Below are 15220 nucleotides of genomic sequence, written 5' to 3'. Positions count from 1 at the left end.
CCTACTCCACACATGCTAGCGGCCGTGCGACAGATTCGAGCGATTTGCGCTCGGCCGCAACCGCATACCGCCACGCGACAGCGGCGGCCACGATCATCAATGCCGACCCGAACAGGTAGCCGGCGAAAACGCTGTTGCGCGATCCGGTATCGATCAGCGCACCGAACAGCGCCGGTCCGGCCACGCCGCCGATGCCCGTTCCAATCGCGTAGAACAGCGCAATCGCGAGCGCGCGCACCTCCAGCGGAAACGTCTCGCTGACGGTCAGATAGGCCGCACTCGCCGCCGGCGAGGCAAAGAAGAAGATCACCATCCAGGCGATGGTCTGGGTCTGCGCGCTCAAGGCGCCAATCGAGAACAGGTAGCCCGACAGCGCGAGCAACAGGCCGGAAATGCCGTAGGTCGCCGCGATCATCGCGCGGCGGCCGAGCGTATCGAACAGCCGGCCAAGCAACAACGGCCCGAGGAAATTGCCCGCCGCAAAGGGCAGGATGTACCAGCCGACGTCATTTGACGGAATGCCGAAGAAATCGGTCAGCACCAGCGCGAAGGTGAAGAAGATGGCGTTGTAGAAGAACGCCTGCGAGGCCATCAGCACCAGTCCAACCAGCGAACGCTGCCGATAGGTCGTGAACAGCGTTCGCGCCACCTCGCCAAGCGGCGTGTGGCTGCGCATCCGTAAGCGGATCTTCGGGAATATTTCGTCGGCCTCATGATCCGGATGTCTCTTCGACGACCTCTCGATGCCGTCGACAATCGCGTGCGCCTCCTCGGGACGGCCATGGATCATCAGCCAGCGCGGGCTTTCCGGAATCCACATCCGCATCACGAAAATGACAAGGCCGAGTGCGGCGCCAATGAAGTAGGCCATCCGCCAGCCGAGATCCGGCGCCAGCACGTTGGGATCGAGCAACACGATGGCCGCGACCGCGCCGACCGCAGCCCCAATCCAGAAACTGCCGTTGATCACGAGATCGGTCCAGCCGCGGTAGCGCGCCGGCACCAGTTCCTGGATCGTCGAGTTGATCGCGGTATATTCGCCGCCGATGCCCGCCCCGGTCAGGAAACGAAACAGCGCGTAACTCGCGATATTCCACGACAGCGCGGTGGCGGCGGTCGCGCTGAGATAGACCGCGAGCGTGATGAAGAACAGTTTCTTGCGCCCGATCCGGTCCGTCAGCCAACCGAAGCCGAGGGCGCCGAGCACAGCGCCGGCGAGATAGGCGCTGTTGGCAAGGCCGACATCGAAATTCGAAAATTGCAGCGTCGGGCTTTCCTTCAGCGCGCCCGACAGGGCGCCCGCCAGCGTGACTTCCAGCCCGTCCAGAATCCAGGTGATGCCGAGCGCGGCCACGACGCGGGTGTGAAAGCCGCCCCAGCGCAGGCAATCGAGCCGCGCCGGTATGCTGGTCTCGACGACACGAGCATTATCCTGCTGCGTAATGGACGCGCTTTCAGCCACCGCCGCCCCTCGCCGTATCGCTTTCACATCCATCGGATTTGGCCAATGAAAAAACACCCCGGAACGCCCCAGCCCCAGGGTTTTCACGCTCAATTGCGGCAAACATGATGCCCGCCGTGAAGATAACGCCTCGCAGAGGGTGCGGTTCCGGAGACTTTCGCACGGCGAAATTGCATAGCTGTTGCCGTGTACTGTGCATGCGCGAGGTTTCACGCGGGCCTCGCCACGTCATTGCGGGCGAAGCGAAGCAATCCATTCGTTCTTTTCTTCGCTGCACTCGTAATGACGGCGAGTGCCGAGACACCACAAGCTGTCATCCCACGCGAAAGCGGGGGATCCAGTACACCGCGGCTTATCGGTTCAATCACTGCTGTCTCTGGGATACTGGGTCACCCGCCGGAGCCTGTCATCGGGCGCGCATTCGCGCGACCCGGCGGCGGGCGACGACAGCGGAATATGCGTTCGCGATCTCGCGACATTGAAATGTTCGAGCTTTGCCTGAAACTTCCCGCCCTCTCCAATCAGAGCGCGCAGGGAACCGAACAATCGGGCGACCGTTTTCGGCAAAACAGCAATGGAGGTCGAACATGGCCGAACGGCGAAAAACCACACCACGGAAGACCGCAGCCCGGAAGAGCAGCCGCACGACAACGGCGAAGAAATCATCGCCGAAACGGTGGTCGCAACGCGTAACACAGGAAAGCGACGCGCTCGATCTGAAGCGCGGCGTCTTCAAGCAGACCAGCGCGAAGAAGATCGCGGCATCGCTCAAGCGCTCCGCCGAGCACAGTACGCGCCGCAAGTCAGGCGCCTATCGCTCGGCGCTCTCGATGCTGACCTTCTACATCAACCGCGCCGGCAAGACCTTGCCGAAGACGCAGCGCGCGCGGCTGGAGCGCGCGAAGGTGGAGCTGAAGCACCAGTTCGGGAGGGAGTGAGAGACTTCGTGCTGGCACGTGCGAGCCAAATCACTCCGATCGTCATACCCCGCCCAGTACCCCGCGGCTTCTCGGCTAAGTACAGCCTTCTCTGGAATACTGGATCGCCTGGTCCCAGTGCGCAATGGCGCACAAGGCCGGGCGACGACAGCATTGGATGGGATGCACCGTGGCGAAACGATAGACCACGATCCTCGTTCACGCCGCCCGGATATTCGCCATGAAGCGGTCGAGCTCTTCGCGAAGGCGCGTGCTTTCGCTGGATAGCGTGCGGGCCGAATTCAGCACTTCCTCGGACGCCGATCCGGTTTCGGTGGCGCCGCGATTGACGTGCATGACGTTGGTAGCAGCCTCCTGCGTGCCTTCCGCGACGTTCTGGACGCTGCGCGCAATTTCCTGCGTTGCCGCGCTCTGCTGCTCGACGGCGCTCGCGATCGTCGCGGCGATGTCGGAGATCCTGCCGATGGTGCCGCCGATCTCCTTGATCGCGGCGACCGATTCCTGCGTCGCGCCCTGCATGCCCGAGATGTGATTGGAAATCTCGTCGGTCGCCTTCGCCGTCTGGCTGGCGAGCGATTTGACCTCGGATGCAACCACGGCAAAGCCGCGGCCGGCATCGCCCGCGCGGGCGGCCTCGATGGTGGCGTTCAGCGCCAAAAGGTTGGTCTGCTCGGCAATCGCCGTGATCAGCTTGACCACGTCGCCGATCTCCTGCGCGGCTCGCGACAGCTTGCCGATCCGCCCGTCGGTCTGCTCGGCCTGACGGACCGCGGCCTCTGCAATCTGGCTGGATTCCTTGACGTGCCGGCCGATCTCGTCGACGGAAGTCGACAATTCCTCGGTCGCGGACGCCACCGACTGCATGTTGGCGGAGGCTTCTTCCGAAGCGTCGGCGACCTGGCTCGAGAGGCTCTGGGTGGTTTCCGCCGTCCGCGTCAGTTTGCCGGCGGCGGATTCGAGCTGCACGGCCGAGGACGACACGTTGGAAACGATGGCGCCGACCGCGGCTTCGAACTCGTCGGCGAAGCGAATGAGTTCGGCGCGGCGCGCGGCACTCGCCGCCTTGTTCTGCGCTTCCTGGGTGGCGGCGTCGCGCTCGGCGCGGGCGATCGCCTGCACCTTGAACTCCTCGACCGCACTTGCCATTTCGCCCAGTTCGTCCTTGCGGCCGAGGCCGGGCAGCACGACTTCGAAATTGCCGGCGGCGAGTTCGCGCATCGCGTTGCACATCGCAATCATCGGACGGGAAATACCCTTGCCGAGGAAGAAGGCCCAGACACAGCCGAGCAGAAAGCCGCCGGCGGCAAGGATCAGGATCAGCCGCTCGGTCTCGCCGATGGTCGCGTCCGACTCGGCTTCGAGCCGCTTCTGATCGGCCAAGAGGTCCGACTTCATGGCGCCCGAGCCCTTGTTGATAGCGGCGGCCGATTCCGTCATTTCCAGCGTCAGCTCGTCGATCTCCTTGGAATTGTCGACCAGCTTGGCGAGCGACTTCTGGTACTCCTCCAGCATGGCGGAGATTTCCTTGATCCCCTCGCGGACCTTTTCGTTGTTCGACGAAATCGCCTTGAGCGCGTTCTCGACGAATTTCAGGCGCGCCATTGCGCTGGCAGCGACCGTCTTGTCGGAATTGACCACGAACGTATTGGCAAGCGCAGTGACCGCCTGAAACTGCTCGGTCACCTTCTTCGCGCCGAGCGTGATGACCGGCATTTCGTCATCGTCGGCATTGCTCGGGAGATCGTCCAGCTTGTAGCGCAGCGAGTTGCCGGTGCGGGTGAGCTGGTTCTGCGTGATGCGCGCGCTCTCGTCCTTGACCTTGACGATGTCGGCGAAAATCTTGGTGAAGGCGCGGAACTCCCGCTCCAGTTTCGCGACCTGCTCGAGCCGCGTCGGATTGGTGGTCCCCTTCATCGAGGCAATGATTGCGTCCTTCAGGCCGGCTTCGGCTGCCAGCGCCGCCTTGCCGTCCTCTTCCTTTCCGGTCGCCACGAAATAGCGGGCGAGCGAGCGGTAGGAGATCAGCTCGCGGTCGATGTCGCGCGACAGGTCGGCCTCCAGCACGCTGCGCCGGTAGGAATCCACGCCAGCGGAAACCCGCTCGAAGCCGAGATAGGCAAACCCCATGCTGGCGGCCGAAATCGCCAGCACGACGGCAAAGCCGAGCATGATCTTGGCGCGGAACCGCAGGGTCGGGAGCTTGAAAGACGAGCCGCCACGCTTCAAAAGTCGCACGTCACACCCCGTTTTCGTTCTGAAAAACAGGCATCGGCGGCCCAGCCCCCGATCCGGTGCGCAAAGTTAAGGCAGAATGGATAAGGGCGGGTAAATCTGGGCAAAACTTGCAGGGGTTGTCTTACCCTCCCCTGGAGGGGGAGGGTCGCCGCTCATGAAATGAGCGGCGGGGTGGGGTGACGGTCTCTCCACATCCAACAGTGCCCGAGTGGAGAGATCACCCCACCCCGTTTCGCATTTCGCTTCGCTCCATGCGAACCGACCCTCCCCCTCCAGGGGAGGGTAAGAAAAATTCGCGTCGAGAGTCTTCGGCACGCGCACGCTTCTCGCCAATGTCATCACAATGACAGCGCCGACCAAAATCCTAGTTGCAAGTTCCTTCGCCGCTGTTTCTAATTGGAATAATTATAAAACATCGGGAGGTACCACGCGTGTCTACAGTCAAGCTGACGGTAAACGGCAAGGCCGTCTCGGCCGAGGTCGAAGACCGGACCCTTCTCGTCCATCTCCTTCGCGACCATTTGAACCTGACCGGCACGCATGTCGGCTGCGACACCAGCCAGTGCGGCGCCTGCGTCGTCCATATCGACGGCCGGGCGGTGAAATCCTGCACCGTACTGGCCGGCCAGGCCGCCGGCTCCAACGTGACCACGATCGAGGGCATCGCCAAGGGCGGCGAACTGCACCCGATGCAGGCTGCGTTCCGTGACAATCACGGCCTGCAGTGCGGTTACTGCACCCCGGGCATGATCATGTCGGCGATCGATATTGTGCACCGCCATAGCGGCAATCTCGACGAGGCGACCGTCCGGCATGAGCTGGAAGGCAATATCTGCCGCTGCACCGGCTACCACAACATCGTCAAGGCGGTGCTCGATGCGGCCGGACGCATGAAGGTCGCGCAGGCGGCAGAATAGCCGCCGCGGGCCAGCATTTTTCCAAATTCAACCCCGCGATTCGAAAGAAATCGCGGAAACAACAATTCCGGTCGGGAGGACAGGACATGGGCGTTGAAGGCATTGGCGCAAGCGTCGTGCGCAAGGAAGACCGCCGTTTCATCACAGGCAAGGGCCGTTACGTCGACGATATCAAGCTGGTGGGCATGACCCACGCACACTTCATCCGCAGCCCGCATGCACATGCGAAGATCAAGAGCGTCGACACCTCGGCGGCGATGGAGATGCCGGGCGTGGTCGGCGTGCTGACCGGCCAGCAGGTCGTCGACGACAAGATCGGCAATCTGATCTGCGGCTGGGCCATTACCTCCAAGGACGGCACCGGCATGAAGATGGGTGCATGGCCGGCAATGGCGCCAGAGACCGTGCGCTTCGTCGGCCAGGCGGTCGCGGTGGTGATCGCAGAGACCAAGAACCAGGCCCGCGACGCGGCTGAAGCCGTGGTCGTCAACTATGAGGAATTGCCGGCCGTTCCTGACATTCGCGCCGCGATCGCGCCGGGCGCACCGCAACTGCACCCGGAAGCGCCGGGCAACGTGATCTACGACTGGACCATCGGCGACGAAGCCGCGACTGATGCCGCATTCAAATCGGCAGCCAATGTGGTCTCGCTCGACATCACCAACAATCGCCTGGTGCCGAACGCGATGGAGCCGCGCGCGGCGATCGCGGAATATAACGAGCCTGAAGAGCATTTCACGCTCTACACGACCTCGCAGAATCCGCATGTCGCCCGGCTCGTGCTGTCGGCGTTTTACAATATCGCGCAGGAGCACAAGCTGCGGGTGGTGGCGCCCGACGTCGGCGGCGGCTTCGGCTCAAAGATATTCATCTACCCCGAGGAGATGGTGGCGCTGTGGGCCTCCAAGAAGGTCGGTCGTCCGGTGAAGTGGACCGGCGACCGCACAGAAGCCTTCCTGACCGACGCGCATGGCCGCGATCACCTCACCAAGGCGGAGATGGCGTTCGACAAGGACAACAAGGTCACTGGCTTGCGCGTCAAGACCTACGCCAATCTCGGCGGCTACATGTCGCTGTTCTCCTCCTCGGTGCCGACCTATCTCTATGCGACGCTGCTGTCGGGCCAGTACAACATTCCCAACATCTTCGCCGAGGTGATCAGCGTCTACACCAACACCGTACCGGTTGACGCCTATCGCGGCGCGGGCCGGCCAGAGGCAAGTTTTGTGGTGGAACGGCTGATGGAGACGGCGGCGCGGCAGTTGAAGGTCGATCCGGCCGAGTTGCGGAAGAAGAATTTCATCACGCAATTTCCGCATCAGACGCCTGTGATCATGGCCTATGACATCGGCGACTTCCACGCCTCGCTCGATGCCGCGATGAAGGCGATCGACTATGCAGGCTTCCCGGCCCGCAAGGCAAAAGCGAAGTCCGATGGCAAGCTGCGCGGCATCGGCATCTCCTGCTACATCGAGGCGTGCGGCATTGCGCCTTCAAAGGCGGTCGGCAGTCTCGGCGCCGGCGTCGGCTTATGGGAATCGGCGGAAGTGCGCGTCAATCCGGTCGGCACCATCGAGATCCTGACGGGATCGCACAGCCACGGCCAGGGCCACGAGACGACGTTCTGCCAGCTCATTGCCGAACGGCTCGGCGTGCCCATCAGCCAGGTCCAGATCGTGCATGGCGATACTGATAAAGTGCAGTTCGGCATGGGCACCTACGGATCGCGCTCGGCGGCGGTCGGCCTCACCGCAATCCTGAAGGCGATGGAAAAGGTCGAGGCTAAAGCGAAGAAGATCGCAGCGCACCAGCTCGAGGCCTCCGAGAACGACATCGTCATCGAGAACGGCGAGTTCAAGGTCGCCGGCACCGACAAGTCGCTGGCGCTGCCGATGGTCGCGCTCGCCGCCTACACCGCGCACAACCTGCCCGACGGCATGGAGCCGGGCCTGAAGGAGGGCGCGTTCTACGACCCGACCAACTTCACCTTCCCGGCCGGCGCCTATATCTGCGAAATGGAAGTCGATGCAGGCACCGGAAAAAGCACCTTCGTCAACTTCGTGGCTGCGGATGATTTCGGCCGGCTGATCAATCCGATGATCGTCGAGGGCCAGGTCCATGGCGGCCTTGCCCAGGGCATCGGCCAGGCGCTGCTGGAGGGCGTGGTGTACGACTCATCCGGCCAGCTCGTGACCGCGTCGTTCATGGATTACACCATGCCGCGCGCGGATGACCTGCCCTCCTTCAAGCTGTCGCACACGACGACGCTATGTCCGGGCAATCCGCTCGGCGTCAAAGGCTGCGGCGAGGCGGGCGCAATCGGCGCTTCGGCTGCCGTCATCAACGCCATCACGGATGCAATCGACAACAACAAGCTCGAAATGCCGGCGACGCCCGATCGCGTCTGGCATGCGATCCACGGCTGAGAGGGAGAAGCATCATGTATCAGACAACCTATCACCGCCCCTCTTCGGTCGACGAAGCAGCAAGCCTGTTCAGCAAGGGCTCGGACGCGAAATATCTGGCCGGCGGCCACACGCTGATTCCTGTGATGAAGCAGCGGCTGGCCTCGCCATCCGACGTCATCGATCTCGGCAAGATCAAGGAGCTGATCGGCATCGAGCCAACCGGTGACGGAATAATGATCAAGGCGGCGACGACCCATCACGACGTGGCCTCGAGCGAAACGGTGCAAAAAGCGATCCCGGCGCTGGCCTACCTCGCCTCGCTGATCGGCGACCCCGCCGTGCGACATCGCGGCACCATCGGCGGCTCGCTCGCCAACAACGATCCCGCGGCGGACTATCCGGCGGCGGTGCTGGCGTGCGGCGCCACCGTGAAGACCAACAAGCGTTCGATATCGGCAGATGATTTCTTCAAGGGCCTGTTCTCGACGGCGCTGGAAGATGGCGAAATCATCACGGCGGTATCGTTCCCGGTTCAGGACAAAGCGGGCTACGCGAAGTTCAACCATCCGGCGTCGCGCTTCGCGCTGACCGGCGTGTTCGTCGCAAAAACCCCGGCGGGCGACGTCCGCGTCGCAGCCACCGGCGCATCGCAAAACGGCGTGATGCGGGTGCCGACGATCGAGGCGGCGCTGAAGGCCAACTGGTCGGCCGCCGCGCTCGATAACGTCAAGGTTTCCGCCGACGGCCTGATGAACGACATTCACGGCACCTCGGACTATCGCGCCAACCTGGTTAAGGTGATGGCGCAGCGCGCGGTGACTGCGGCGGGCTGATCAGCGCCAGGACGCGACCTTGATACGAGCGGCGCGCAGCGATGCGCGCCGCTTTCGTATTTTGGCTCGATTCTCGACAAAAGAGACTTGCCAGGGCCTCGCTTCGGCGGGACAATTTAGCTAATCAACTAATTAAGACGTTTCCCTTGGGAGAGAAAACAACGTGCTCGATCAACCAGCCACCCAATCCGCCACCCGCACCTCCGGCCCGCTCACAGGCTTCCGCATCGTCGAATTCGCCGGCATCGGCCCGGGCCCGTTCGCCTGCATGATGCTGGCCGACATGGGCGCGGAAGTCGTGACGCTTGATCGCGTCGGCGCGAAGAAGAATTTGAAGTCGGTGGCGGGGCGCGGCCGGAAGGTGGTCGAGCTTGACCTCAAGGACAAGGCCGCGGTCGCGCAGGTGCTCGATCTGCTTAGCCATGCCGACGCGCTGATCGAAGGCTTTCGCCCCGGCGTGATGGAGCGGCTGGGCCTCGGACCCGATGTGGTGATGGCCCGCAACCCGCGGCTGGTGTTCGGCCGGATGACCGGCTGGGGCCAGGAAGGGCCGCTGGCGCACGCGGCCGGCCACGACATCAATTACATCTCGGTCACCGGCGCGCTTGCGGCGATCGGCACGAAGGAAAAGCCGGTGCCGCCGCTCAACCTGGTCGGCGATTTCGGCGGCGGCGCACTCTATCTCGTGGTCGGCGTGCTGGCGGCGCTATTGGAAGCGTCGAAGTCCGGCAAGGGCCAGGTGGTGGATGCCGCGATGTGCGACGGCGCAGCATCGCTGATGTCGATGTTCTTCGACATGACCGCGATCGGCCGCTGGGTGGAAGGGCGCGAGCAGAATTTTCTCGACGGCGGCGCGCATTTCTACGGCGTCTATGAATGTTCCTGCGGCAATTTCGTTTCGATCGGCTCGATCGAACCGCAGTTCTACGCGCTGTTGCGCCAGCATGCCGGCCTCACCGACGCCGATTTCGACGCCCAGATGGACCGCAAGGCCTGGCCGGCGCTGAAGGAGAAGCTGACGAAAGTGTTCAAGAGCAAGACGCGCGAAGACTGGTGCAGGATCATGGAAGGCACCGACATCTGCTTCGCGCCGATCCTGACCATGGCGGAAGCGCCAAAGCATCCGCACATGGCGGCGCGAAACATTTTCGTCGAGCGTCATGGCGTGACGCAGCCGGCGCCCGCGCCACGCTTCTCGCGCACGCCGTCGGCGATCCGGGATGCGGAGAAGGCGGAACTGTCGGAGCTGACGCGCGCGTGGAAGCGGTAGCCTGTCATTCCGGGGCGCTCGCGGAGCGAGCGAACCCGGAATCCAGAGGTTACGACGTCGAGATTCCGGGTTCGATGCTGCGCATCGCCCCGGAATGACGGCGTGAGGAACTACGCCGCGTCATTCACTTTCAACACACCTCGCCGAATCTGATCTTCCTCGATCGATTCGAACAGCGCCTTGAAGTTACCCTCGCCAAAGCCGTCATCGCCCTTGCGCTGGATGAACTCGAAGAAGATCGGCCCGATCGCGTTAGCGGAAAATATCTGCAGCAGCACCTTGGTGTGGCCACCATCGACCACGCCCTCGCCGTCAATGAGAATGCCGTCGCGCTGCAGCCGCGCGACGTCCTCACCGTGCCGCGGCAGGCGCGCGTCGATCTTCTCGAAATAGGTATCCGGCGGCGACGGCATGAATGGTAGTCCCGCCTCACGCAGCGTCTCGACGGTACGGTAGATATCCCGCGCGCCACAGGCGATGTGCTGGATGCCCTCGCCGCGATAGATGTTGAGATATTCCTCGATCTGTCCGGAGTCACCGGCATCCTCGTTGATCGGGATCCGGATCTTGCCGTCCGGGCTGGTCAGCGCACGCGAGAACAGGCCTGACGCCCGGCCCTCGATGTCGAAGAAACGGATCTGGCGGAAGTTGAACAGTTTTTCGTAGAAGCCGGTCCAGACATCCATGCGGCCGCGATGGACGTTGTGGGTGAGGTGATCGATGTAATAGAGCCCGGCGCCGGCGGGCCGAGGATCGCGGGTATCAAGCCATTCGAACTCCAGATCAAAGGCCGATCCCTTGGCGCCGTAACGATCGACGAAATAGAGCAGGCTGCCACCGATGCCCTTGATGGCGGGAACGTCGAGCGTCTTCTGAGCGGACGAAACATCGGCCGGCTCCGCGCCGAGCGAGAGCGCGCGCTCGTAGGCCTGCTTGGCGTCGACCACGCGAAACGCCATCGACGGCGCGCAAGGCCCATGCGCGGCGACGAAGCCATGGCCATGAGTGCCTGGCTCCTCGTTGACGAGATAATTGATGTCACCCTGGCGATAGACCGTGATCTTCTTGGTCTTGTGGCGAGCGACAGGCGCATAGCCCATCAGCTTGAACAGCGCGTGCAGCTCTTCCGGGTTCGGATGCGCATACTCGACGAACTCGAAGCCGTCGGTGCCCATCGGGTTGTCGGCGCTGATGGTGGCGGCCGGCGCGTCATGCGGAAACGGACCCATGGCTAAACTCCCGTAAATTGATCTGGATCAATATCGGGCGAAACGGACGCAAAGTGCATGCAAATAGTCCCGCGTTGGGCTACCGTGACGCATGAACCGTGCATAGAATCGGTGATCTGCGCATGATATCGACAGATGCCTTCGACCTCAAAATGCTGGCCGCGCTACAGGATGACGGCCGGCTGACCAACCAGCAACTCGCCGACCTGGTCGGCCTGTCCGCCTCGCAATGCTCGCGGCGGCGGATGCGGCTCGAGGAGGAAAAGGTGATCGCCGGCTACCACGCCGACCTCGCCGGCGAGGCGCTCGGCTTCAACCTGATCGCCTTCGTCCACATCACGCTGGCGACGCATTCGCCCGACAACGCCAAGAAATTCCGCGCCCTGGTCAATCGCGTCGACGACATCCAGGAGGCCTATTCGCTCACGGGCGACGCCGACTACGTGCTGAAAGTGGTGCTGCGCGACCTCAAGGACCTCTCCGATCTCGTCAACAACGTGCTGATGCCGCATCAGAGCGTCGCGCATGTGCGCTCGTCGGTCGTGCTGGACCGGCTGAAGGAGAGCGCGAGGTTGCCGTTGAAGTGAAGCGGTTCGATGAGGCACCGGGGCCGCATGGCCCAAATCGAGGGAAATTAGTCATTCGCGTTCCCGATCCCATTTGCGATGATCTTAAGAATCACCCCACGAGACCACGCATGGCGCTGCAACTCCGACCGAACTGCGAATACTGCGACAAGGACCTGCCGCCGAATGCGATCGACGCGCGGATCTGTTCCTACGAATGCACGTTCTGCGCGGATTGCGTCGAGACCAAGCTGCATAATGTCTGCCCGAACTGCGGCGGCGGTTTTGAGCGGCGGCCGATCCGGCCCGCGACCGAGCGACGGCCGGGCGTATGCGTCGTGAAGCAGCCGCCGTCGGACAAGCGGGTGCATTTGAAGTACAGCGTCGAGGACGTTGCCGCGCATTCGGCGAAGCTTCGGGATATTCCGCCGCAGGAGCGGTGAAGTTCTCCACCGTCATTCCGGGGCGATGCGAAGCATCGAACCCGGAATCTCGAGATTCCGGGTCTGGTCCTGCGGACCATCCCGGAATGACGGAACCCCTACCCCGCCGCCAAAATCGTCCCCTCGACCTCGCCGAACCCAACGCGGTAGCCATTGCCCTGGCACCAGCCGCGCAGCACGAGCGAGTCGCCATCCTCCAGGAACGAACGCTTCACGCCCTCGGCCAGTTCGACCGGCTCGGTGCCGTTCCAGCTTATCTCTAGCAGACTGCCGCGCTGATCCTTTTCCGGGCCGGAGATAGTGCCGGACCCTAAGAGATCGCCGACATTCATGGCGCAGCCGCAAGACGCATGGTGCACGAGCTGCTGCACCGACGACCAGTACATGTACTTGAAATTGGTGCGGCTGATATTTTTCGGCGTGTTCATCGGCGCGGCGCGCAAGTCCACCTCCAGCGCCATGTCGTAATTGTTCGGCTGCGTCTGCTGCAAGTATGGCAGCGGCTTCGGATCCTGCACGGGGCCGTTGAGGCGGAACGGCTCCAGCGCCTCGCGCGTCACCACCCACGGGCTGATCGAGGTCGCGAACACCTTGGCCTGGAACGGGCCGAGCGGGACATATTCCCACTGCTGAATATCGCGCGCGCTCCAGTCGTTCAGGATCACAAAGCCGAAGATCATCTCTTCGGCCTGCTTCTCGTTAATCATCTCGCCCATCAGCGACGGCTGGCCGACCACGACGCCCATCTCCAACTCGAAATCGAGCCGCTTGCATGGCCCAAAGCTCGGCATGTCGGCCGTCGGCGGCTTCAACTGGCCGCGCGGCCGGCGCACCGGCGTGCCGCTGACGACAACCGTGGACGCGCGGCCGTTGTAGCCGATCGGCATGTGCAGCCAGTTCGGCTGCAGCGCATTGTCCTTGCCGCGGAACATCACGCCGACATTGGTGGCGTGCTCCTTGGACGAATAGAAATCGGTGTAGCCGGAGACGGCGAACGGCATGTGCAACTTCACGTCCGCCATCGGCACCAGCGCACGCTTGCGCAAGGCTTCGTTGTCGCGCAGCTCGGGATAGTCGTGCCGTAAGAGTTCGCTGATGCGCGCCCGCGTGCTCGACCAGACCTTTGGCCCCAGCGCCATGAACCCATTGAGCTGCGGCGCGGCGAACACCGCCGGCTCGACGAGATCGAAGCGGCAGTCCTGCGCGAGTTGCCAGAGATCGAGCACGTAGTCGCCGATCGCGACGCCGACCCGCGGGGCGAGCCCGTCCTTGGCGGAGAACACGCCGTAAGGGAGATTCTGGATCGGGAAATGGGAAGTGGGCGCGACGTCGATGAAGGAGCGGAGTTTGGGATCGTTGGGGTGGGGCATGGCTTTCCCGAATATCGCTAAGGCTGGTTCTTTCACCCTCCCCTGGAGGGGGAGGGTCGACGCTCATGAAATGAGCGGCGGGGTGGGGTGACGGTCTCTCCACGTCCGACGGTGCCCGAGTGGAGAGATCACCCCACCCCGTCTCGCATTTCGCTGCGCTCATGCGAGCCGACCCTCCCCCTCCAGGGGAGGGTAAAGGTCACGGCTTGTTCGGATCGAACCGCTTCTCAAGGCCCTTCCAGCAATCGGCGTAGTCGTCCTGCAAGGTCGCCGACGTCGCCGCGTGCTGCGTCACCCGCTGCGGGAAGCGCGTTTCGAACATGAAGGCCATGGTGCCCGTCAGCTTTACCGGCTTCAACTCGCCATTGCTGGCGTGGTCGAAGGCCTCGCGGTCGGGGCCGTGCGGCAGCATGCAGTTGTGCAAGCTGATGCCGCCCGGAACAAAGCCCTGCGGCTTGGCGTCGTAGACGCCATAGATCAGCCCCATGAACTCACTCATGATGTTCATGTGATACCAGGGCGGGCGGAAGGTGTTTTCAGCGACCGCCCAGCGCTCCGGGAAAATCACGAAATCGATGTTCGCGGTGCCGGCCGTTTCCGACGGCGAGGTCAGCACCGTGAAGATCGAGGGGTCGGGATGGTCGAAGCCGATGGCGCCGACCGGCGAGAAGGTGCGCAGGTCGTACTTGTACGGCGCGTAGTTGCCGTGCCACGCCACCACGTCGATCGGCGAATGCGGCAGCGTCGTCTTGAACAGCGAGCCGCCCCATTTCACATACAGTTCGGTCGGCGTGTCCTTGTCCTCATAGCTTGCGACCGGCGTCAGGAAGTCGCGCGAATTGGCAAGGCAATTGGCGCCGATCGGCCCGCGTTCCGGCAGCGTGAACGCGCCGCCGTAATTCTCGCAGAGATAGCCGCGCGCAGGTCCATTCGGAATCTCCACCCGGAATTTCACGCCGCGCGGGATCACCGCAATCTCGCCCGGCTCGATATCGATACGGCCGAACTCGGTGACGAGGCGCAAATTGCCCTGCTGCGCCACGAACATCATCTCGCCATCGGCATTGTAGAAATGCTGATCGACCATTGACTTGGTGATGAGATAGACGTGCGCGGCCATGCCGGCCTGCGTATTGGCGTCGCCCGCCGTCGTCATGGTCTGCACGCCCTGCAGGAAAGTCTTGTCTTCCTTTGGGATCGGGGCCGGATCCCAGCGCAGTTGCGCGATCGGCAAGTCATATTCGTGGCACGGCGCGGTGCGCCACAGTCCGGCATCAACTTTCGCAAAGCGGCCCGAATGCTTCACCGACGGGCGGATGCGATAGAGCCAGGAGCGCTCATTGCTGCCGCGCGGCGCGGTGAAGGGCGAGCCGGAGAGCTGTTCGGCGTAGAGCCCGTAAGCGCAGCGCTGCGGCGAATTGCGCCCCATCGGCAGCGCACCGGGCAGCGCCTCGGTCTCAAAGCTGTTGCCGAAACCGGACATATAGCCCGGCGTCAGTTGTGCGCTGCTGCGAACGATCTGATCAGGCGAGGTATTGATATTCATGGT

Annotated in this window: 12 protein-coding genes; 7 read left to right on the top strand and 5 right to left on the bottom strand. The window is 63.1% G+C overall.

Annotation, left to right across the window (positions count from 1 at the left end; translation table 11 throughout):
• Position 1: 1 nt before the first annotated feature.
• Positions 2-1495 carry an MFS transporter gene (locus V1292_RS09780; protein WP_334372121.1) on the bottom strand — a complete coding sequence of 498 codons (1494 nt, stop codon included), beginning with the start codon at positions 1493-1495 and terminating at the stop codon, positions 2-4.
• 554 nt (positions 1496-2049) lie between these two features.
• Here V1292_RS09780 and V1292_RS09775 point away from each other — a divergent pair.
• A complete protein-coding gene (locus tag V1292_RS09775; protein ID WP_051379888.1) occupies positions 2050-2400 on the top strand; it encodes a DUF3175 domain-containing protein in 351 nt (116 codons plus the stop codon).
• A gap of 198 nt (positions 2401-2598) precedes the next feature.
• Here the strand turns inward: V1292_RS09775 and V1292_RS09770 are convergent, their stop codons facing one another.
• Positions 2599-4569, bottom strand: a complete 1971-nt coding sequence (locus V1292_RS09770; protein ID WP_334376984.1) for a methyl-accepting chemotaxis protein — start codon at positions 4567-4569, stop codon at positions 2599-2601.
• 497 nt (positions 4570-5066) lie between these two features.
• Between V1292_RS09770 and V1292_RS09765 the strand changes: the two genes are divergently transcribed.
• The 4 genes from V1292_RS09765 (at position 5067) to V1292_RS09750 (ending at position 10063) form a co-directional block, all read left to right on the top strand.
• Entirely contained in the window at positions 5067-5552 is a 486-nt protein-coding gene (locus tag V1292_RS09765) for a (2Fe-2S)-binding protein (RefSeq protein WP_334372119.1), read from the top strand.
• A gap of 86 nt (positions 5553-5638) precedes the next feature.
• On the top strand, positions 5639-7978 hold the full coding sequence (locus V1292_RS09760; protein WP_334372117.1) for a xanthine dehydrogenase family protein molybdopterin-binding subunit: 2340 nt from the start codon (positions 5639-5641) through the stop codon (positions 7976-7978).
• A gap of 14 nt (positions 7979-7992) precedes the next feature.
• Complete coding sequence (locus tag V1292_RS09755) at positions 7993-8793, top strand: FAD binding domain-containing protein (RefSeq protein ID WP_334372116.1); 801 nt, start codon at positions 7993-7995, stop codon at positions 8791-8793.
• 163 nt (positions 8794-8956) lie between these two features.
• Positions 8957-10063, top strand: coding sequence for a CaiB/BaiF CoA transferase family protein (locus tag V1292_RS09750; protein ID WP_334372115.1), 1107 nt, complete (start codon positions 8957-8959; stop codon positions 10061-10063).
• A gap of 110 nt (positions 10064-10173) precedes the next feature.
• On the opposite strand, the gene hppD is transcribed toward V1292_RS09750, so the two are convergent.
• Complete coding sequence (hppD, locus tag V1292_RS09745; protein WP_334372113.1) at positions 10174-11292, bottom strand: 4-hydroxyphenylpyruvate dioxygenase; 1119 nt, start codon at positions 11290-11292, stop codon at positions 10174-10176.
• A gap of 122 nt (positions 11293-11414) precedes the next feature.
• On the opposite strand from hppD, the gene V1292_RS09740 reads away from it, so the two are divergent.
• Both V1292_RS09740 and V1292_RS09735 read left to right on the top strand, forming a co-directional pair.
• Positions 11415-11879 (top strand): Lrp/AsnC family transcriptional regulator, encoded by a 465-nt coding sequence (locus tag V1292_RS09740; protein ID WP_334372111.1) that lies wholly within the window; start codon positions 11415-11417, stop codon positions 11877-11879.
• Between the two features lie 110 nt (positions 11880-11989).
• Positions 11990-12301: a DUF1272 domain-containing protein gene (locus tag V1292_RS09735; RefSeq protein WP_334372110.1), complete on the top strand. Its 312-nt coding sequence runs from the start codon at positions 11990-11992 to the stop codon at positions 12299-12301.
• A gap of 98 nt (positions 12302-12399) precedes the next feature.
• Here V1292_RS09735 and fahA read toward each other — a convergent pair whose 3' ends face one another.
• Positions 12400-13671 (bottom strand): fumarylacetoacetase, encoded by a 1272-nt coding sequence (gene fahA, locus V1292_RS09730; protein WP_334372109.1) that lies wholly within the window; start codon positions 13669-13671, stop codon positions 12400-12402.
• Between the two features lie 199 nt (positions 13672-13870).
• Complete coding sequence (gene hmgA / locus V1292_RS09725; RefSeq protein WP_334372107.1) at positions 13871-15217, bottom strand: homogentisate 1,2-dioxygenase; 1347 nt, start codon at positions 15215-15217, stop codon at positions 13871-13873.
• Positions 15218-15220 lie beyond the last annotated feature (3 nt).

The organism is Bradyrhizobium sp. AZCC 1719, from assembly GCF_036924525.1.
Classification (GTDB): domain Bacteria; phylum Pseudomonadota; class Alphaproteobacteria; order Rhizobiales; family Xanthobacteraceae; genus Bradyrhizobium.
Note: the sequence above shows the minus strand (reverse complement) of the source record. Positions and strands in the feature narration are given on the sequence as shown.